General features: G+C 70.7%; 22 protein-coding genes. 12 read left to right on the top strand and 10 right to left on the bottom strand.

The annotated features are described in order from the left end of the window. Positions 1-44: 44 nt before the first annotated feature. Positions 45-1,421, top strand: coding sequence for a pyridine nucleotide-disulfide oxidoreductase (locus tag ACFVSU_RS17930; RefSeq protein WP_387146015.1), 1,377 nt, complete (start codon positions 45-47; stop codon positions 1,419-1,421). 21 nt (positions 1,422-1,442) lie between these two features. Next, positions 1,443-1,832, top strand: coding sequence for a hypothetical protein (locus ACFVSU_RS17925; RefSeq protein ID WP_387146012.1), 390 nt, complete (start codon positions 1,443-1,445; stop codon positions 1,830-1,832). Between the two features lie 12 nt (positions 1,833-1,844). On the opposite strand, the gene ACFVSU_RS17920 is transcribed toward ACFVSU_RS17925, so the two are convergent. Both ACFVSU_RS17920 and ychF read right to left on the bottom strand, forming a co-directional pair. Then, positions 1,845-2,411 carry an alpha/beta fold hydrolase gene (locus tag ACFVSU_RS17920; protein WP_387146010.1) on the bottom strand — a complete coding sequence of 189 codons (567 nt, stop codon included), beginning with the start codon at positions 2,409-2,411 and terminating at the stop codon, positions 1,845-1,847. Between the two features lie 25 nt (positions 2,412-2,436). After that, positions 2,437-3,510: a redox-regulated ATPase YchF gene (gene ychF, locus ACFVSU_RS17915; protein ID WP_310291951.1), complete on the bottom strand. Its 1,074-nt coding sequence runs from the start codon at positions 3,508-3,510 to the stop codon at positions 2,437-2,439. Positions 3,511-3,525: 15 nt separating this feature from the next. Between ychF and ACFVSU_RS17910 the strand changes: the two genes are divergently transcribed. Both ACFVSU_RS17910 and ACFVSU_RS17905 read left to right on the top strand, forming a co-directional pair. After that, entirely contained in the window at positions 3,526-3,663 is a 138-nt protein-coding gene (locus tag ACFVSU_RS17910; RefSeq protein WP_387146007.1) for a hypothetical protein, read from the top strand. 47 nt (positions 3,664-3,710) lie between these two features. Further along, complete coding sequence (locus tag ACFVSU_RS17905) at positions 3,711-4,367, top strand: SAM-dependent methyltransferase (RefSeq protein ID WP_387146004.1); 657 nt, start codon at positions 3,711-3,713, stop codon at positions 4,365-4,367. Positions 4,368-4,377: 10 nt separating this feature from the next. Here the strand turns inward: ACFVSU_RS17905 and ACFVSU_RS17900 are convergent, their stop codons facing one another. Next, positions 4,378-5,136, bottom strand: a complete 759-nt coding sequence (locus ACFVSU_RS17900; protein WP_387146001.1) for a class I SAM-dependent methyltransferase — start codon at positions 5,134-5,136, stop codon at positions 4,378-4,380. Between the two features lie 77 nt (positions 5,137-5,213). Between ACFVSU_RS17900 and ACFVSU_RS17895 the strand changes: the two genes are divergently transcribed. Both ACFVSU_RS17895 and ACFVSU_RS17890 read left to right on the top strand, forming a co-directional pair. Further along, positions 5,214-5,816: a 3'-5' exonuclease gene (locus ACFVSU_RS17895; RefSeq protein ID WP_310291957.1), complete on the top strand. Its 603-nt coding sequence runs from the start codon at positions 5,214-5,216 to the stop codon at positions 5,814-5,816. Between the two features lie 124 nt (positions 5,817-5,940). Next, positions 5,941-7,284 (top strand): DNA recombination protein RmuC, encoded by a 1,344-nt coding sequence (locus tag ACFVSU_RS17890; RefSeq protein ID WP_387145998.1) that lies wholly within the window; start codon positions 5,941-5,943, stop codon positions 7,282-7,284. A gap of 3 nt (positions 7,285-7,287) precedes the next feature. Here ACFVSU_RS17890 and ACFVSU_RS17885 read toward each other — a convergent pair whose 3' ends face one another. Beyond that, a complete protein-coding gene (locus ACFVSU_RS17885; RefSeq protein WP_082496936.1) occupies positions 7,288-7,500 on the bottom strand; it encodes a UDP-N-acetylmuramyl pentapeptide phosphotransferase in 213 nt (70 codons plus the stop codon). 141 nt (positions 7,501-7,641) lie between these two features. Beyond that, complete coding sequence (gene glpX, locus ACFVSU_RS17880; protein WP_310291961.1) at positions 7,642-8,631, bottom strand: class II fructose-bisphosphatase; 990 nt, start codon at positions 8,629-8,631, stop codon at positions 7,642-7,644. A 192-nt stretch (positions 8,632-8,823) separates the two neighbouring features. On the opposite strand from glpX, the gene fbaA reads away from it, so the two are divergent. Beyond that, entirely contained in the window at positions 8,824-9,855 is a 1,032-nt protein-coding gene (fbaA, locus tag ACFVSU_RS17875) for a class II fructose-bisphosphate aldolase (protein WP_387145994.1), read from the top strand. A gap of 57 nt (positions 9,856-9,912) precedes the next feature. Here fbaA and ACFVSU_RS17870 read toward each other — a convergent pair whose 3' ends face one another. From ACFVSU_RS17870 to ACFVSU_RS17850, 5 genes are all read right to left on the bottom strand, one after another. After that, positions 9,913-10,464: an MOSC domain-containing protein gene (locus ACFVSU_RS17870; protein WP_387145991.1), complete on the bottom strand. Its 552-nt coding sequence runs from the start codon at positions 10,462-10,464 to the stop codon at positions 9,913-9,915. Positions 10,465-10,499: 35 nt separating this feature from the next. Further along, on the bottom strand, positions 10,500-11,213 hold the full coding sequence (locus tag ACFVSU_RS17865) for a zf-HC2 domain-containing protein (protein WP_387145988.1): 714 nt from the start codon (positions 11,211-11,213) through the stop codon (positions 10,500-10,502). Then, complete coding sequence (locus tag ACFVSU_RS17860; RefSeq protein WP_387145985.1) at positions 11,210-11,749, bottom strand: sigma-70 family RNA polymerase sigma factor; 540 nt, start codon at positions 11,747-11,749, stop codon at positions 11,210-11,212. The genes ACFVSU_RS17865 and ACFVSU_RS17860 overlap by 4 nt, the downstream gene beginning before the upstream one ends. A 137-nt stretch (positions 11,750-11,886) precedes the next feature. Then, entirely contained in the window at positions 11,887-12,456 is a 570-nt protein-coding gene (locus tag ACFVSU_RS17855; RefSeq protein ID WP_387145982.1) for a DUF6264 family protein, read from the bottom strand. Continuing rightward, positions 12,453-13,493, bottom strand: coding sequence for a 4-hydroxy-3-methylbut-2-enyl diphosphate reductase (locus ACFVSU_RS17850; protein ID WP_387146177.1), 1,041 nt, complete (start codon positions 13,491-13,493; stop codon positions 12,453-12,455). The genes ACFVSU_RS17855 and ACFVSU_RS17850 overlap by 4 nt, the downstream gene beginning before the upstream one ends. A gap of 158 nt (positions 13,494-13,651) precedes the next feature. On the opposite strand from ACFVSU_RS17850, the gene xseA reads away from it, so the two are divergent. From xseA to ACFVSU_RS17825, 5 genes are read left to right on the top strand one after another with little or no spacing between them, the layout of a single operon-like run. Beyond that, entirely contained in the window at positions 13,652-14,992 is a 1,341-nt protein-coding gene (xseA, locus tag ACFVSU_RS17845) for an exodeoxyribonuclease VII large subunit (protein WP_387145979.1), read from the top strand. Between the two features lie 9 nt (positions 14,993-15,001). Next, on the top strand, positions 15,002-15,244 hold the full coding sequence (locus tag ACFVSU_RS17840) for an exodeoxyribonuclease VII small subunit (RefSeq protein ID WP_387145976.1): 243 nt from the start codon (positions 15,002-15,004) through the stop codon (positions 15,242-15,244). Continuing rightward, on the top strand, positions 15,244-15,906 hold the full coding sequence (locus ACFVSU_RS17835; protein ID WP_387145973.1) for a DUF4245 family protein: 663 nt from the start codon (positions 15,244-15,246) through the stop codon (positions 15,904-15,906). The genes ACFVSU_RS17840 and ACFVSU_RS17835 overlap by 1 nt, the downstream gene beginning before the upstream one ends. Positions 15,907-15,941: 35 nt before the next feature. Beyond that, entirely contained in the window at positions 15,942-16,544 is a 603-nt protein-coding gene (locus tag ACFVSU_RS17830) for a carbonic anhydrase (RefSeq protein WP_387146174.1), read from the top strand. Positions 16,545-16,596: 52 nt separating this feature from the next. Further along, positions 16,597-17,991 carry a class II fumarate hydratase gene (locus ACFVSU_RS17825; protein WP_310291977.1) on the top strand — a complete coding sequence of 465 codons (1,395 nt, stop codon included), beginning with the start codon at positions 16,597-16,599 and terminating at the stop codon, positions 17,989-17,991. Positions 17,992-18,012 lie beyond the last annotated feature (21 nt).

Here is an 18,012-nt window from a genome sequence, read left to right as displayed (position 1 = left end):
TAAGGGCCATTGACGAGCCGCACGCGCACTGCTCTGATGAGCGCATGGAGGCGATCGTCGACGTCGACTACGTGGTCGTCGGTGCGGGTGCGATGGGGATGGCGTTCGTGGACGCCCTCACCGCGGCCGCCGACGACGTGTCGGTCGCGATCGTCGACCGACGCCACGGCGCCGGGGGTCATTGGCTCGACGCGTACGGATTCGTGCGGCTGCACCAGGCGTCGGCCTTCTACGGCGTCGCCTCGACGCTCCTCGGCGGCGGCCGGCTGCAGACGGACGGCCCCGAGCGGGGACTGCACGAACGCGCGAGCGCCGCGGAGGTGTCGGAGTACTACGCGCGCGTGCTCGCCCGTCTCGTCCGGTCGGGCCGCGTCGCCTTCCACGGGCGCAGCGAGTACCTGGGCGACCGCCGGTTCGTGTCGCTGCTCAGCGGTACGCGTTTCCATGCGCCCCGCGCGCGGGTGGTGGACGCGCGGTACCTGTCACCCGACATCCCGCTGCTCACTCCCCCGCCGTTCGCGGTCGAGGACGGCGCCCACGTCGTGGCCGTCAACGACCTCGTGCGCCTCGCGGAGGCTCCCGGCCACTACGTCATCGTCGGTGCCGGCAAGACGGCGACCGACACGTGCGTGTGGCTGCTGCAGAACGGCGTCGCCGCGAACGCGATCACGTGGGTCCGTCCGCGCGACCCGTGGCTGCTCAACCGTGCCGTCGTGCAGCCCGACCCGGCGATCTTCCTCGGCATGGCGGCCGACACGATGGCCGCCGCGGCGGCGGCTTCGGATCCCGACGACGTGTTCTTCCGGATGGAGGATGCCGGGATCATGCTGCGCTTCGATCCCGCGGTCACCCCGACGATGGCCAAGACGCCGACGCTCGCCACATGGGAGCTCGACCTCGTCCGGACGATCGACGACGTCGTCCGTCGCGGACACCTGCAGTCCGTCGGCCAGAGACGCCTGACGTTCGCCGACGGCGACGTGCACGTGCCCGCCGATTCGCTCGTCGTGCACTGCGCAGCCGAAGGGCTGAAGTACCCGGGCCTCACACCGATCTGGACCCCGGAGGCCATCACGCCGCAGCCGGTGCGGGTCGGCTTCCCCTGCTATGGTGCAGCCCTCTCCGGCTACGTCGAGGCGACCCGCGACGACGACGCCGAGAAGAACCGCGTCTGCCGCCCCTCGCCGTACTCCGACACCCCCGCCGACTGGGCGACGATGCAGACGATCGGCGGCGACGCGTCGCTCGCGATGTCGAAGGAGACGGATCTGCGGGCGTGGTCGAACACGACGCCGCTGAACCCTGCGCGCGTGGCTCCGGAACGGGCGGACGACCCGGCCGTGCTCGCCGCCGCGGCGAGGTTCAAGGAGAACATCGGCGCAGGGCGGGCGCGTCTCGCAGAATTCGCGGGGATCGCATAGCCCGTACGTCAGAATGTCGCCATGAACCAGACTGCCGTCTACCAGCCGGGCGTGTGCAACATCGGTCCCGCCGAGATCCGCAGGCGACGCGCGTCGGGGTGGTGGGGGCTCGCGATCGCCGTCGTCTTCCTGGGCATCGCGTTCGCCCTCGGGTGGACGGCTCCGTGGCGTCTGCTGGTCGCGCTGCCGGTCTTCCTGTCGGCCCAGGGATTCCTGCAGGCAGCTTTCCACTTCTGCGTCGGGTTCGCGAGCCGGGGTCTGTACAACTTCGGCGACCTCGGCAAGGAGGAGAGCATCCAGGACGCCGAGTTCCGGCGGAAGGATCAGCGCAAGGCGCTGCTCATCAGCCTGCTGGCGTTCGCCGTCGCCGCCGTCGTGGCCGTGGTCGCGTACCTGATCCCGATCGGCTGACGCGTCGGGACCTCAGTCCCAGTCGAGGTACTCCTCGACGATGACCGCCGTCTCGACCGGGTGCGTGAGCGGGAAGAGGTGACCGGCACCGTCGAGGTTCTTGACGCTCGCCCGCTCGGGCGCCGTCGCCTGCAGGCGCTCGCCGTTGGCGCGCGGGGTCACCTCGTCGTCCGCACCCTGCACGATCAGCACCGGGATCACCGGGGCGAGAGCGATGTCTTCGTCCTCGACACCCAGCAGCAGCAGTCCGTTGACCCGCTCGGGGTGCGCGGCGACCAGTGCACGCGCGACGGTGCCGCCGCGGCCGTGCCCGCCGACCCACGTGCGCTCGAGGCCCAGCTCATCGATGACCGCGACGACATCGTCGGCCTGATCGCCGGTCGCCGCCGCGTCGACGTTCGTGCGATAGCCGACGCGGATGATGTGGAATCCCGCCTCTTCGGCGAGGTAGTGCCCCACCACACCCAGCGCGTCCTGTCCGGGTTCGGCGATCAGCACCAGGCCGATGGGCCCGTCGCCCTCGACGATGTACGGAATCGCGCGTCCGTCGGGCTCGAAGATCTGCGTGGTGTCGGTCATGGGAAGCCTTTCCGGGAAGCGAGCGTCAGACGTTGAAGCGGAACTCGACGACGTCGCCGTCCTGCATGACGTAGTCCTTGCCCTCGAGCCGGGCCTTGCCCTTCGAGCGGGCCTCGACGACCGAACCGGTCTCGACGAGGTCGTCGAACGAGATGACCTCTGCCTTGATGAAGCCCTTCTCGAAGTCGGTGTGGATCACGCCGGCCGCCTGCGGGGCCTTCCAGCCCTTGCCGATGGTCCAGGCGCGGGCCTCCTTCGGGCCGGCCGTGAGGTACGTCTGCAGCCCGAGCGTGTCGAAGCCGATGCGCGCCAGCTGGTCGAGACCGGACTCGTCCTGCCCGGTCGAGGCGAGCAGCTCCGCCGCTTCCTCCGGGTCGAGGTCGATGAGCTCCGACTCGATCTTCGCGTCGAGGAACACGGCCTTGGCCGGTGCGACCAGAGCCTCGAGCGAGGCCTTCTTCGCAGCATCCGTCAGCACCGCCTCATCGACGTTGAAGACGAAGATGAACGGCTTCGCGGTCAACAGGCCCAGCTCCCTGATCGGCGAGAGGTCGATGCCCGAGGCCGACAGCAGCACACCGCGCTCGAGGGCGTCCTTCGCCTCGACAGCCGCGGCGAGCACCGAGGGGTCGAGCTTCTTGCCCTTGACCTCCTTCTCGTACCGCGTGATCGCCTTCTCGAGCGTCTCGAGGTCGGCGAGCTGCAGCTCGGCGTTGATGGTCTCCATGTCGCTCTGCGGGTTCACCGCGCCGTCGACGTGCACCACGTCGTCGTCGTCGAAGCCGCGCACGACCTGGGCGATCGCATCGGCCTCGCGGATGTTCGCGAGGAACTTGTTGCCGAGACCCTCGCCCTCGCTCGCGCCGCGGACGATGCCGGCGATGTCGACGAAGGACACGGCGGCGGGCAGGATCCGCTCGGAGTGGAAGATCTCCGCCAGCTTGTCGAGCCGCTGGTCGGGCAGGTTGACCACGCCGATGTTGGGCTCGATCGTCGCGAACGGGTAGTTCGCCGCGAGCACCTGGTTCTTGGTCAGGGCGTTGAAGAGGGTCGACTTGCCGACGTTCGGGAGACCGACGATTCCGATGGTGAGAGCCACGGGCATCCAGTCTAGATGGCGACGGATGCTGCACCCCGCGGCATCCGTCCCGCCGAGGGTCAGTCCGGGTCGACGCGCCACCGCATCTGGACGCTGCCCGATCGCTCCGACGACCGGGTCTCGAGCGGCGTGAAAGCCGCCGCTGCGTCGTGACGCTCGCGCCCGTTGCCGCGCGTGTCGCACGACGCGATACTGAGCGCGTGGACGAGTGCTGCGCGCCGCGGGTGCCGGAGGGCTACGACCGGGAGTTCAACGCCCGGTTCGCCCGGCGGCTCGCCCGGCAGTACCGGAGCGACGGTCTCACGCCGAGTGCGGCCCTGGTGCTCGACTTCGCGGGCTCGGTCGGGCTGGAGGGAGCCTCGCTGCTCGAGATCGGCGGAGGGATCGGCGACATCCAGCTCGAGGCGCTGAAGCGGGGCGCGTCCCACACGACCAACGTCGAGCTGTCCGCCGCCTACGAGCCCGAGGCCGCCCGGCTGCTCGACGAGGCCGGCCTGCGCGATCGCGCCACACGGATGCTGGGGGTCGATCTCGCGAGCACGCCCGAGGCGGTGGAGCCCGCCGACATCGTGGTGCTGCATCGCGTCGTCTGCTGCTACCCGGACTACGAGCGTCTGCTGGGCGCCGCCGCCGGACGAGCCAAGCGCGCCGTCGTGTTCAGCCATCCGCCGCGCACGTTGTTCGCCCGGTTCTCGGCGCGCGCGATCAACGCCTTCTACACCTTGACGGGCAACCCGTATCGCGCGTACGCGCACATGCCCGACGCCATGATCGCGGTGCTGAGCGGGCGCGGCCTCGAACCGCGCTACCGCGAGGTCAGCGGTCCGTGGCACGTCGTCGGCTCCGTGCGCACGTGACCCGTCGAGCTCACGACCGGATGCCGCGGAACGCGTGCGTCAGGTACGGCAGGTCCACGACCTCCGCGCCGGTCGCCTCGATGACCCGGCGCTCGTCGAACAGGTCGCTCACCGAGGCCAGGATCGCCGCCCGGTCCGCGTCCGACGCCGTGATGACGTAGCTGCGCGAGGCGACCATGTCGAGGAGCGCTGCGCGTGTGAGCGAGCGCGTCCATGTCCACGAGCGCGGCTCGAGTCCGTCGAACGGCTCGGCCACGCGGGGTCCGTCGCCCGCGAGCATCTCCTCGGCGTGACTGCCGCGCATCGCCGCCGTGAGGCGCGCGACCCACGGATCCGACTCGTCGCGGATGTTCCAGACGAGCCCGAGCACGCCTCCCTCGCGGAGCGCGCGCCCGACTTCGGCGGACGCCGCGACGGGGTCGACCCAATGCCACGCCTGGCCGAGCAGCACGGCGTCGACGGAGGCGTCGGGAAGCGGCATCCGTTCCGCCGTCCCCACGAAGGTCGGAACCCCGTGGACGTGCTCGCGGAGAGCGGCGAGCATGTCGGCGTCGGGGTCGATCGCGACGACCTCGGCGCCGGCTTCGACGATCGTGCGCGTGAGCTTGCCGGTGCCCGCCCCGACGTCGGCGACGCGTACGGCGCGGCCCGGCTCGCGCACCGGGGCGAGCATCCAGTCGACGGCTTCGCGCGGGTAGTCGGGCCGGCCCGACTCGTACGCTCCCGCGGCGGCCCCGAACGACAGCGACATCTCTTCGCGACTGGCCATGCCACCGACCCTATGACGAGAGTGCGCGCCCGGCGCGCCTTCCGTCCGCGCAGCCGGGCCGGGGTGAGTCTGGACACGTGCCTCTGGACTTCACCGCGATCGACTTCGAAACGGCGAACTCCAGCAACGCCTCGGCGTGTGCAGTCGGACTCGTCCGCGTGCGAGACGGCGAGATCGTCGACCGGACGGGCTGGCTCATCCGCCCGCCGGCCGGGCACGACGTGTTCTTCGAGCTGAACGTCCGCATCCACGGCATCCGGCCGGAGGACGTCGTCGACGCAGCGCCGTGGAGCCGCCAGCTCGCCGACATCGTCGCGTTCGTGGGATCCGACGTGCTCGTCGCCCACAACGCCGGCTTCGACATGGCGGTGCTCAAGCGGGCGTGCGACGCGACCGGCGACGAGTGCCCGCCCTACCGCTACGCGTGCAGCCTGCAGGTGGCCCGCAGGGTCTACCGTCTCGAGTCGTACCGTCTGCCGTTCGTCGCGGCGGAGGCCGGATTCGCCGATTTCCCGCACCACAACGCCACCGCAGACGCCATGGCCTGCGCGCACGTCATGATCGACGCGGCGCGGCGCGTGGGCGCCGACGACATCGACGCCCTCACCGAGGCGGTCGGCGTCCGGGTGTCGCAGATCTCGGTCACCGAAGCCCCCGCGGTCTCGTTCGCCGTCGCCTGACGCGGAACCGGTCCCCACGGCCGCTCCACTCGCCGCCGGCGCGTCGAGCGGAGCCTCGGGCCGCGTACGCCCACCTGCGGCCCGCCGCGCGGGCGATGTCCGAGGCATCCGGCACCCTGGAGTCATGGACGCAGTCGTGATCAGTGTGGTGGCAATCGCCTGTCTCCTCGTCGGCGTGATGGCGGGCTGGGCGGCGGGACTCGCCCGCGGCGCGGCACGTGCCGCGCGCGAACAGGCCGACCTCACCGCGCGGCTCGCCGGCTCGGAGGCCGCGCGGCAGGGGGTGCAGGCCCAGCTCGAGCATCAGCAGGTGCTCTACCGCGAGCTCGCGAGCCAGGCGCGCCACGACCAGGCGGCCCGCGAGGAGCGCGAGCGCCGCGAGCAGTCGGTGCTGCGGGCCCTCGCGCCCGTGCAGGAGACGCTGGCCGCGATGCACACGAAGGTCGACGATCTCGAGCGCGACCGGCACCTGCAGTTCGGCACCCTCGCCGAGCAGCTGCGACGGGCGCACGAGTCCGACGAGGCCCTGCGGGCGACCACCGAGTCGCTGGCCGGCGCCCTGCGCTCGGGCAGCACCCGCGGCGTCTGGGGCGAGACGCAGCTGCGGCGCGTCGTCGAGGCCGCCGGGCTCACGCGCCACGTCGACTTCGACCTGCAGACGTCGATCACGTCGGACGCCGGCGCGGGCCGCCCCGACATGGTCATCCGTCTCCCCGGCGAGAAGGCGATCGCCGTCGACGCCAAGGTGCCGCTCGACGCGTTCCTCGAAGCGAGCGCCATCCCGCTGACGGCGCAGGGCGCTGAGGGCGCTCGTCGGCGCAGCCTGCTCGACAAGCACGTCAAGGCCGTACGGGCGCACGTGGACGCCCTCGCCCGCAAGACCTACTGGGCGGGACTCTCGTCGAGTCCCGAGTTCGTCGTGTGCTTCGTGCCGAGCGAGTCGCTCCTTGCGGCCGCCCTGGAAGAGGACCCCTCGCTGCTCGACTATGCGTTCGGCAAGCGCGTTGCGCTGGCATCGCCCGTGAACCTCTGGGCGGTGCTCAAGACCGTCGCGTACACCTGGACCCAGCAGGACGTCTCGCAGGAGGCACGCGTTCTCTTCGACCTCGGCAACCAGCTCTACGAGCGGCTCGGGTCGCTGGCGGCGCACGCCGACGACCTGCGCCGGGCGATCGAGCGCACCGTCGACAGCTACAACCGGTTCGCCGGATCGCTCGAGACCCGTGTGCTGGTGAGCGCGCGCAAGTTCCCCGGCATCGACGCCACCAAGCTCGATGCCGTCAACGAGCCCGCCGCCATCGAGAAGAGTCCGCGCCGTCTCACCGCGCCGGAGATGCTCGACGAGACGCTCCCCGGGCTCGAAGAGCGACCCGGACCTGACACCGGACGCGACGTCGAACACCCGCGTCTCTCCGCGACCGCGGAGCTCGGCGACGTGCGCGCACGCATCGCCTCGCCGAACGAGTGAGGCTCAGGCGCCGCCGGGGACGAAGCTCAGCAGCACGATGACTGCGGCCGAGACGCCGACGAAGGCGCCGATCATCCACCAGGCACTGATCTCGTGACCCTCGTCACGGCGGACACGCAGGAGCACGTCCGGTCGGCGGGCGGGATCGATCGCGTTCGCGACCACCGCCTGCGCGCCCGTCTGGGGCGACGACGGATCGGCTGAGTGCGCAGACATCGTCAACTCCTCGAGTAGGAAACACCAACGTGTCTCCATCGACACCACTGAAGATTCTGCCAGAGTTCCCTCGAAGGCCGGTCACGAAACGGTCACGGCGGCATCACGTGTCGCGCCGCCGCGGCCGTCTCCCTCAGGCGGTCAGAGCCACTTCGAGACCAGGTGCTCCGACGAGATCCGGCGCAGCGTGCCCGACGCGCCGCGCAGCACGACGCTCTCGGTGTAGACGTACCCGCCCTCGCGGCGGACGCCGGCGACCAGCGCGCCGTCGGTCACGCCGGTCGCGACGAAGATCGTGTTGTTGCCCTTCACGAGGTCGTCCGCCTCGTAGACGAAGCCGTCGAGGTTCAGGCCCGCGTCGATGCCGCGCTGCTTCTCGTCGTCGTCGCGCGGCCACAGTCGGCCCTGGATGTGGCCGCCGAGAGCCTTGATCGCACACGCGGTGACGATGCCCTCCGGGCTGCCGCCGACACCGACGCACATGTCGGTGCGGGCGTTGTGCCGCGCCGCATTGATGCCTCCGGCGACGTCGCCGTCGCTCATCAGACGGGTGCCGGCGCCGGCCTCGCGGATCTCCTCGATGAGGCGCTCGTGACGCGGGCGATGGAGCACCGAGACCACGAGCTCGTCGACGGGCTTGTCGAGGGCCTTGGCCAGCCGGCGGATGTTCTCGCCGATCGGCAGGCGGATGTCGACGACGCCGACGCCCGCGGGGCCGGTGACGAGCTTGTCCATGTAGAAGACGCTCGACGCGTCGAGCATCGTGCCGTGGTCAGAGACGGCGATGACCGAGAGCGCGTTGTTGCGGCCGGCGGCGGTCAGCGAGGTGCCGTCGATCGGGTCGACCGCGACGTCGGCCTGCGGGCCGCGGCCGTTGCCGACCCGCTCGCCGTTGTAGAGCATGGGCGCTTCGTCCTTCTCGCCCTCGCCGATGACGATCGTGCCGTCGAAGTTGACCGTGGTGAAGAACGCCCGCATCGCGTCGACGGCGGCCCCATCGGCTGCCTCCTTGGCGCCGCGGCCGATGAACGGCACTGCGCGGATCGCCGCCGCTTCGGTCGCCCGCACGAGTTCGAGTGCGAGGTTGCGGTCGGGGTGGAGGGGACTCATGTCCGCGGTCAGGCTCACCATGCGGTCAGCCTATGCCAGCATCGCGCCCGATTCACGAGAATTTCACGCGACAGAAAGGGAAGGAATCGCGTTTCTTTCCAATAGTGCAGGGACGCGGGTTTCCCGCGCTCCGCCGGGCAGCGGCATCCATTCCGGCTTCCGGCCCTTGGGTAGAGTTTGCGGTGACGCCCATTCGATCAAAAGGGAGCACTCATGCCCGTCGCCACCCCGGAGCAGTACGCCGACATGCTGGACCGCGCGAAGGCCGGTGGCTTCGCGTATCCCGCCATCAACGTCGCCAGCTCGCAGTCGATCAACGCGGTCCTCCAGGGACTCACCGAGGCCGGCTCGGACGGCATCATCCAGGTGACGACGGGCGGCGCCGACTACTTCGCCGGCCACACCGTGAAGAACCGCGCCGCCGGTGCGCTCGCGTTCGCGAAGTTCGCCACCGAGGTCGCCAAGAGCTACCCCATCACGGTCGCTCTCCACACCGACCACTGCCCGAAGCCGGCGCTCGCCGACTTCGTGCTCCCCCTCATCGAGGCGTCGGAGGAAGAGGTTAAGGCCGGCCGCAACCCGATCTTCCAGTCGCACATGTGGGACGGCTCGGCAGTCCCGCTCGACGAGAACATCGAGATCGCGAAGGACCTGCTCCCCCGCCTCAAGAACATCAACGCCATCCTCGAGGTCGAGATCGGCGTCGTGGGCGGCGAGGAAGATGGCGTCCAGCACGAGGGCTCGAACGAGGCGCTCTACACGACGGTCGCCGACGTGACGAAGGCGGTCGAGGCACTCGGCCTCGGCGAGCACGGCCGCTACATCTCGGCCCTCACCTTCGGCAACGTGCACGGCGTGTACAAGCCGGGCAACGTCAAGCTCCGCCCCGAGCTCCTCGGTGAGATCCAGGAGGGCATCGCCGCGAAGTTCGGCACCGGCCCGAAGCCGCTCGACCTCGTCTTCCACGGCGGCAGCGGCTCGACGGACGAGGAGATCGCGCTCGCGGTCGCCAACGGCGTGGTGAAGATGAACGTCGACACCGACACGCAGTACGCGTTCACGCGCTCGGTCGCAGGTTTCATGTTCTCGAACTACGACGGCGTCCTGAAGGTCGACGGCGAGGTGGGCAACAAGAAGGCCTACGACCCGCGCGCCTGGGGCAAGATCGCCGAGTCGGCGATGGCCGCCCGCGTGGTCGAGGCCACGAAGCAGCTCGGCTCGGCCGGCAAGAGCCTCGGCGCGTAAGCAGCGGATTCGACGGATGCCCCGGCACCGGCCTCGCGGCCGAGCCGGGGCTTTCGTTCACTCGGGGTCGGCGTAGCCGTCGAGCAGCCCGGGCGCGCCCTCGGGGCGGTGGACCACCACGATCTCGTCGCCCGCCTCCACGCGTCCGCCCTGGACGACGCGAAGGTACGGCCCGAGGCGACGCTCGTTCGAGAAGCGTTTGACCCATCCGCGCGCGTCGTCGCCGCCGACCCAGCGCGCGAATGTCTGGCACGGGGTTCGGGGCATGGTGACCTCGACCTCGACGCGGTCTCCGATGCGCCAGCGTTCGCCGATGAGCGCGGCGTTGACGTCCATTCCCTCGACCCGCAGGTTCTCGCCGAACCAGCCGGGCGGCAGCTCGCGGCCGAGCTCCGACTCCCAGAACGCGGCGTCCTCCTCGGCGTACGCGTAGAGCGCCTTGTCGAACCCGCCGTGGTGCTTGCGGTCGGCCTGCACGTCGGCGTACACGCCATAGGGACCGACGCGCACGGGTCCGTCCACGGGGCCCTTGTCGATCGCGGTCACGCCGACGGAGCCGGCATCGGGACGCAATTGTCGGACGGCGCAGACGGCGACCAGGCGAGGCATCCGCTCATCCTAGCCAGGGGCCCTGCCGGTCACGCTCACTCCCCCGGCGGCGCCGCAGGTTCGCCGCGCAGCAGCACGCGGCCGTCGGAGACGGCCCGCACCTCGATCGATGCGATGTCGTCGCGGTCGAGGGCCGTGCCGGCGTCGAGGTGGGCCGTCGTCCCGGGCCCCGCTCGCCACGAAGACAGCTCGCTCGTGGTGCCGTCGGTCGAGGTGACGACGAGCACGTAGGGCCACTCCTTGTCGGCTGTGTAGGGGTCGCGGCTGGGCGGGTAGTGGCAGGTCATCGCGATGCGGGTGCCCCACGCCACATCGGTCAGTTCCACCTTCGCGGTCAGTGGCACGTCCGTCACCGCCTGGAGCGCGACGACCTCTTCGGGCACGCTCGCCGGCGCGACCGCCGTCGTCACCGCGAACGCGACCACCACGGCGACGGCCGCCGCCGCGGCGAGTCCGCTGCCCCACGCGATCATGCGGCGCCTGCGGGCGTCGCGCGTCCCGCGGACGACCATGCGCTCGCGCGCCGCGGGATCGGGCCCGTCCTGGTCCGATGGCTCGAGCAGGGTCTCGGCGCGTTCGGGTGAGACCCGCGCCAGGAGTCCCATCGTCGGCGCGAGATCGGCGATCGCGTCGCGGCAGACGGGACAGCTGTCGAGGTGGGCCTCGTACCGGCGGCGGTCGTCCACGCTGAGCGCGCGCACGACGTACGCGGCGTCCCAGTCGGCGAAGCGGGCGTGATCCGTGGTCATCGCGTCACCCCCTTCTCCTGCAGGGTGAGCCGGAGGGCGCGCAGCCCGTAGTGGAGGCGCGACTTGACGGTGCCCTCCGGGATGTCGAGTTCGTCGGCCATCTCGGCGACGGAGAGCCCTCGGTAGTAGGCGCGCACGACGACGGCACGGTGGTCCGTGGTGAGGGTCGCCAGCGCCTCCTCGACGAGGATCGCTTCGAACAGCGCGTCGGTCGCGTCCGGCGCGCTGCGTTCAGGGACCTCGGCGACGCCGATCTCCCGGCGGCGCCGCGCACTGCGCGCCTCGTCGATCACGAGGTGACGCGCGACGGTGAACATCCACGAGCGCGTGGTCGAGGGATCCTGCTCGAGGATCTTGGGCGTTCGCCACGCCCGCAGCAGCGTCTCCTGCACGATATCGTCGGCACCGGCGCGGTCGCCGGTGAGATGCACGACATAGCGCCAGACCGGCGCCGCATGTGCGTCGTACAGAGCGGCCAGTCGCGCGGCATCGCGTCCGGCGGCACTGTCTCGATGCTCCACGCTGTCGTGCGGCATCCATCACCTCCCGCAGGAGACACGAGACACACGACCCGCGGGTTCACGTGAATCCGCAGCGCGCCCGCGCCGTCACCTGTGAGTATGGACCCGCGGCGGCGGGACCGCACGGCGCGCGATGCGCGCGCCGCAGAAGGTCAGAGCCGCGCGCTGTCGAGGAGCGCCTGCCACACGGCGGGGTCGTTCGTCAGCGGTGCGACCATCAGCGCGCCGGCGATCAGCGAGAAGACGATGCCGCCCACCAGCGGGATCCACCACGTCACGCGCGAGCGGCGCATGTTCCAGACCGAGAGGGCCGCCGTGGCGCACCAGCCGACCACGAGGACGATCACGGCAGCGATCGCCCACGGCTTTCCGGCGGCGGGATCCGAGAGCTGCACGTCGACGCCCATCAGTCCGAGCATCGTCTCGGCATACGAGCCGTAGTCGAGGAAGGCGGGCACCGAACTGATCACGTTGACCAGGCCGTAGGCGAGCAGAGCGAACGTCACGATGCGATCGACGGGGTGCTGACGCTTCTCGGCGACGGCAGGGGCGGGTGGGATGCCGTCGGCCGGGGCATCCGTCATGATCGGCGCGATCGGCTCCTGCTGCCACGGCGCCGGCTCCTGGATGCGCGCGCGCTGCTCCTCCGGCGTCGCGTACTCGCCGTACTGGGGGCGGGGACGCGAGCGCGGATCGGGTTCGGCGTTCGCGGCGTCGCTCATGCGCGGGTCCGTCCACCGAGGGCGCGGTCGTCGCGCTTGCCGGCAGCATCCGTCCGGAGCTCCTTCGGGAGGGAGAACTGCAGATCCTCCTCGGCCGTGCGCACCTCTTCGACATCGCGGTAGCCGGCCGCGGCGAGATCGTCGAGCACCTGCTGCACGAGCACCTCGGGCACCGACGCGCCACTGGTGACGCCGACGGTCTCGACGCCTTCGAGCCAGGCCTGCTCGACCTCGTCCGCGTAGTCGACGCGATAGGCGGCCTTGGCGCCGTGCTCCAGCGCGACCTCGACGAGCCGCACACTGTTCGACGAGTTCGCCGATCCGACGACGATCACGAGGTCGGCGTCCTTCGCGACCTTCTTGATCGCGACCTGGCGGTTCTGCGTCGCGTAGCAGATGTCGTCCGACGGCGGATCCTGCAGCTCGGGGAAGCGCACCCGCAGGCGGCGCACGGTCTCCATCGTCTCGTCGACCGAGAGCGTCGTCTGCGACAGCCACACGACCTTCGACGGGTCGCGCACCTCGATGGTGTCGGCCTCCTCAGGCGAGTTCACGATGGTGACGTGGTCGGGAGCCTCACCGGCGGTGCCCTCGACCTCCTCGTGGCCGACGTGGCCGATGAGGAGGATCTCGAAGTCGTCGCGCGCGAAGCGCACCGCCTCGCGATGCACCTTCGTGACGAGGGGGCACGTCGCATCGATGGCGCGAAGACCACGATCGGATGCCGCGTTCACGACTGCGGGCGACACCCCGTGCGCGCTGAACACGACGTGGGCGCCCGAGGGGACCTCGTCCACCTCTTCGACGAAGATGGCGCCCTGCTTCTCGAGCTCGGTGACGACGTGGATGTTGTGCACGATCTGCTTGCGCACGTACACGGGTGCGCCGTAGCGCTCGAGCGCCTTCTCGACGGCGATGACGGCGCGGTCCACGCCCGCGCAGTAGCCGCGCGGGGATGCCAGGAGCACCCGCTTCTGTCCGGCCCCGGCGATATCCTTGAGCGGTTCGCGCCGCCGCGGGATCCGCGGGACGGGCATGCTCACAGGGGCCTGACTCGATCGGGTCTGTCCCGCGGTGCTGATGCTCACCCCTCGATTCTACGGGCGGGCTCCTGAGCGGGGCCTCCGCCGAGGAGCCCGCGATGCCCGCCGGCTCACGGGCGTGAGCAGCCCGCGCACGGGCATGAAAGGACCGCATGACGAGTTTCCAGCCCGCCACCGTCCCCGGCGAGCCGCCGCCCCCCGACTCCGTTCCGCCGCGAGATTCCACGGCGCAGGCGCCGACCTCCGTCGCCCGGCTCAACGACACGATCCGCGGTTTCGTCCAGACGTGGGGCTCGGTGTGGGTCGAGGGCGAGATCACGGGGTGGAACCAGCGCGGCGGCAACGTGTTCGGCCGCCTGAAGGATCTGGTGACCGACGCCACGATCTCGTTCCGCATCTGGTCCTCCACACGAGACCGGCTGCCCGCAGACCTGAAGGTCGGCGACCATGTGATCGCGTGCGTCAAGGCCGACTACTTCGTGAAGAACGGCGACTTCAGCTTCGGCGTCTCGGCGATGCGCCATGTGGGACTCGGCGACCAGCTGGAGAAGCTGGAGCGCCTGCGCGTGCAGCTGCGGTCCGAAGGACTGTTCGATCCCTCCCGCAAGAAGCCCCTCCCCTTCCTGCCGCACCTCATCGGCCTCATCACCGGCGAGAACTCGGATGCCGAGAAGGACGTCCATCGCAACGCCGAGCTGCGATGGCCGCAGGTGAGGTTCCAGACGAAGTACGCCGCCGTGCAGGGAGACCGGTGCGTTCCCGAGACGATCGCCGCTCTGAAGGCGCTGGATGCCGCACCCGACGTCGACGTCATCATCATCGCCCGCGGCGGCGGCGACCCGCAGACTCTGCTCGGCTTCAGCGACGAGCGGCTGATCCGGGCGGTGGCGGCGGCATCCACCCCCATCGTCAGCGCCATCGGCCACGAGAACGACCACCCGCTCCTCGACGACGTCGCCGACCTCCGCGCATCGACCCCGACCGACGCCGCCAAGAGGGTCGTGCCGGACGTCGCGGAGCAGCGCGCGCTCGTCGGGCAGCTGCGTGCCCGCATGAACACGCGGCTCACGCAGCGCATCTCGCACGACATCGCCCAGCTCGAGCAGCTGCGCTCCCGCCCGGTGCTGCGCGACCCCGAGACGCTGCTGACCACCCGCTCGCACGAGGTCGAGCTCCTCGCGGCTCGCGGGCGCGATCGCATCGACCGGTCGCTGCGCGTCCAGGAGCAGCGCACCGCCGAGCTCCGCGCGACGCTGCGAGCCCTCTCCCCCGCATCGACGCTCGCCCGTGGCTACGCCATCGCTCACCTCGCCGACGGCGTGATCGTGCGCGACGCCACACAGGCCCCGGCATCCACCCCCATCGTCGTCACCGTCGGGCGCGGCTCGTTCGCGGCACGCTCGGAGGGTGAGATCGCGGAGGACGACAGCCGGACGGGCGACGATGTCGAGCCGGACCGGGCGCGGGGCGGGGCGGGTCCCGCGGCCGAATAGACTGTGACCATGACTGAGACGAGCGGCGCCCTCACGGACGTCGCGACCCTCTCGTTCGAGCAGGCGCGCGACGAACTCGTCCGCGTCGTCGCCGAACTCGAGCAGGGCGCCCCGACCCTCGAGCACTCCCTGGCACTCTGGGAGCGCGGCGAGGCGCTCGCCGCCCGCTGCGAGGAATGGCTGCTGGGCGCCAAGCGTCGTCTCGAGGCCGCTCGCGCCTCCGCCGATCGCGCACAGGGCGAGGCGCTCTGATGTCACGCGAACCCCGCATCGTCGCCGAACTCGGTCGCGCCGAGACGCCGCAGGAGACCGCCGACCGCAAGGCCGAGTCGTCGCGCGTCTACCGCTCGAGTCAGAACGTCCGCAATCTCATCGCGGCGCTGCTCGCGACGCTCGCGGTCGTCATCGTGATCATCGCCGCGGTGCCCCGCGGTACGCCGCCGCCGCGCGAAGCGATCGACGTCGCCTCGGTCGCGGCGGGTGTCGCCGCCTCCGAGGGCCGCACGATCATCACCCCGGAGATGTCCGACGGGTGGATCGTGAACCGCGCCGGCATCGAAGGCAACGGCGGGGTGCGCGCGTTCACCGTCGTCTACGCCCCCGCCGAGGAGGACGAACGCGGCTTCCTGCGCGTCGCGCAGGGATTCGACGCCGACGAGGCGTGGCCCGCCCGCGTGCTCTCAGGCTCCGCCCCGCAGGACACCGTCACCATCGACGGCATCACGTGGGAGCGCTACGAACTCGATCCCGACCGCACCGGGAACATCTCGGTCGCGCTCGCCACCGACGCCGGCACCGACACGGTGCTCATCTACGGCGCCGCGAGCGCCGACGCTCTCGCGGAGACGGCCCGCTCCGTCACCGATCAGATCACCGCACTGCGCGACGCCGACAGCATCGAGGAGACTCCGTGACCGCTCAGCCCCTGCCCGAAAAGGTGTGGAACGAGATGATCCGCGGCAATGCCCGCTTCGTCGCGGGCGAGCCTAACCACCCGCGCCAGGACGTCGACCGCAGGGCAGAGACGGCCGCAGGGCAGCGGCCGCGCGCCGTCCTCTTCGGCTGCTCCGACTCGCGGCTCGCGGCCGAGATCATCTTCGACAAGGGGCTCGGCGACCTCTTCGTCGTTCGCAACGCCGGTCAGGTGGTCGGCGAGTCGATCGTCGCGAGCCTCGAGTACGCGGTCGCGATGCTCGAGGTCCCGCTCATCGTGGTGCTCGCGCACGACAGCTGCGGCGCCGTGCGCGCTGCGATCGACAGCACCGCGATCGATGCCGCGCCCCTCCCCCCGCACATCTGGCGGCTCATCGCGCCGATCGTGCCCGCCGCACGCCAGGTCGCCGCGGAGACCGGCGTCTCGCGCGCGGACGAGATCGACGCCGAGCTCGTCGGACGTGAGCACCTGCGCAACACAGTCGCCGACATCCTCCGCTCGTCCGAGCTCATCAGCACCGCCGTCGCCGAAGGACGCGTCGGCATCGTCGGCGCCAACTACCGCCTCGCCGAGGGCGTCGCCGTGCCCCTCGTCGCTGTGGGGCTCGACGCCGCCTGACCCCCGAACTCTGCCAAGACATCCCCTGTACCGACACGTGAGGAACAACGACGTGACCGACATCGAGTACCGCATCGAGCACGACACCATGGGCGAGGTGCGCGTGCCCAAGAACGCGCTGTATGCCGCACAGACCCAGCGCGCGGTGGAGAACTTCCCGATCTCCGGCGACCGGCTCGAGCCCGCGCAGATCGTCGCGCTCGCGCGCATCAAGAAGGCCGCGGCCCTCGCCAACAAGGAGCTCGGCACGCTGGACGGCGCCATCGCCGACGCCATCGCCGGTGCGGCTGACCGCATCATCGCCGGCGAGTTCGCCGACCAGTTCCCGATCGACGTCTACCAGACCGGTAGCGGCACGTCGTCGAACATGAACATGAACGAGGTGCTCGCGACCCTCGCCACGCAGGCGCTGGGCGCGACCGTGCACCCGAACGACCACGTCAACGCGTCCCAGTCGTCCAACGACGTGTTTCCCACCTCGGTGCACATCGCCGTGACGCAGGAGCTCATCGACGACCTGATCCCCGCGCTCGACCACCTGGCCGTCGCTCTCGAGGCGAAGGCCGACCTCTGGAAGACCGTCGTGAAGTCGGGCCGCACCCACCTCATGGACGCGACTCCCGTCACCCTGGGCCAGGAGTTCGGCGGCTACGCCCGCCAGATCCGCCTCGGCATCGAGCGCGTGCAGGCTGTGCTCCCCCGCGTCGCCGAGGTCCCCCTCGGCGGGACCGCGGTCGGGACCGGCATCAACACCCCACTCGGCTTCCCGCAGCGCGTGATCGAGCTCATCGTCGCCGACACCGAGCTGCCGATCACCGAGGCCAAGGACCACTTCGAGGCCCAGGCCAACCGCGACGGCCTGGTCGAGGCATCCGGCGCCCTCCGCACCATCGCGGTGTCGCTGACCAAGATCAACAACGACCTCCGCTGGATGGGCTCGGGCCCGAACACGGGTCTGGGCGAGCTGCACATCCCCGACCTGCAGCCCGGCTCGTCGATCATGCCCGGCAAGGTCAACCCGGTGATCCCGGAGGCCACGCTCATGGTGTGCGCGCGCGTCATCGGGAACGACGCGACCGTCGCGTGGGCCGGCGCCTCGGGTGCGTTCGAGCTCAACGTCGCCATCCCGATCATGGGCAGCGCGGTGCTCGAGTCGATCGAGCTGCTCGCGAACACCTCGCGCGTCCTCGCCGACAAGACCATCGACGGTCTCGAGGCGAACGTCGAGCGCGCCGCCGCGTACGCCGGCATGTCGCCGTCGATCGTCACGCCGCTCAACAAGCTCATCGGCTACGAGGCCGCCGCCAAGATCGCCAAGCACTCCGTCGCGAAGGGCATCACGGTGCGCGAGGCTGTGATCGACCTCGGCTACGTGGAGCGCGGCGAGCTCACGCTCGAGCAGCTCGACGAGAAGCTCGACCTTCTCTCGATGACGCACCCGGGCTGATTCGCCCGTCCCATGCCGCAA

It is taken from the genome of Microbacterium sp. NPDC058062 (genome assembly GCF_042885375.1).
Taxonomy (GTDB): Bacteria; Actinomycetota; Actinomycetes; order Actinomycetales; family Microbacteriaceae; genus Microbacterium; species Microbacterium trichothecenolyticum_C.
The sequence above is the reverse complement of the archived record's forward strand: the minus strand, read 5'-3'. Positions and strand labels throughout refer to the sequence as shown.

Coding starts and splice junctions, on each gene's coding strand:
- ACFVSU_RS17930 (WP_387146015.1), top strand. CDS start 45: ATGGAGGCGATCGTCGACGTCGACTACGTGGTCGTCGGTGCGGGTGCG.
- ACFVSU_RS17925 (WP_387146012.1), top strand. CDS start 1,443: ATGAACCAGACTGCCGTCTACCAGCCGGGCGTGTGCAACATCGGTCCC.
- ACFVSU_RS17920 (WP_387146010.1), bottom strand. CDS start 2,411: ATGACCGACACCACGCAGATCTTCGAGCCCGACGGACGCGCGATTCCG.
- ACFVSU_RS17910 (WP_387146007.1), top strand. CDS start 3,526: ATGGCGACGGATGCTGCACCCCGCGGCATCCGTCCCGCCGAGGGTCAG.
- ACFVSU_RS17900 (WP_387146001.1), bottom strand. CDS start 5,136: ATGGCCAGTCGCGAAGAGATGTCGCTGTCGTTCGGGGCCGCCGCGGGA.
- ACFVSU_RS17890 (WP_387145998.1), top strand. CDS start 5,941: ATGGACGCAGTCGTGATCAGTGTGGTGGCAATCGCCTGTCTCCTCGTC.
- ACFVSU_RS17885 (WP_082496936.1), bottom strand. CDS start 7,500: ATGTCTGCGCACTCAGCCGATCCGTCGTCGCCCCAGACGGGCGCGCAG.
- glpX (WP_310291961.1), bottom strand. CDS start 8,631: ATGGTGAGCCTGACCGCGGACATGAGTCCCCTCCACCCCGACCGCAAC.
- fbaA (WP_387145994.1), top strand. CDS start 8,824: ATGCCCGTCGCCACCCCGGAGCAGTACGCCGACATGCTGGACCGCGCG.
- ACFVSU_RS17870 (WP_387145991.1), bottom strand. CDS start 10,464: ATGCCTCGCCTGGTCGCCGTCTGCGCCGTCCGACAATTGCGTCCCGAT.
- ACFVSU_RS17865 (WP_387145988.1), bottom strand. CDS start 11,213: ATGACCACGGATCACGCCCGCTTCGCCGACTGGGACGCCGCGTACGTC.
- ACFVSU_RS17860 (WP_387145985.1), bottom strand. CDS start 11,749: ATGCCGCACGACAGCGTGGAGCATCGAGACAGTGCCGCCGGACGCGAT.
- ACFVSU_RS17855 (WP_387145982.1), bottom strand. CDS start 12,456: ATGAGCGACGCCGCGAACGCCGAACCCGATCCGCGCTCGCGTCCCCGC.
- ACFVSU_RS17850 (WP_387146177.1), bottom strand. CDS start 13,493: ATGCCCGTCCCGCGGATCCCGCGGCGGCGCGAACCGCTCAAGGATATC.
- xseA (WP_387145979.1), top strand. CDS start 13,652: ATGACGAGTTTCCAGCCCGCCACCGTCCCCGGCGAGCCGCCGCCCCCC.
- ACFVSU_RS17840 (WP_387145976.1), top strand. CDS start 15,002: ATGACTGAGACGAGCGGCGCCCTCACGGACGTCGCGACCCTCTCGTTC.
- ACFVSU_RS17835 (WP_387145973.1), top strand. CDS start 15,244: ATGTCACGCGAACCCCGCATCGTCGCCGAACTCGGTCGCGCCGAGACG.
- ACFVSU_RS17830 (WP_387146174.1), top strand. CDS start 15,942: ATGATCCGCGGCAATGCCCGCTTCGTCGCGGGCGAGCCTAACCACCCG.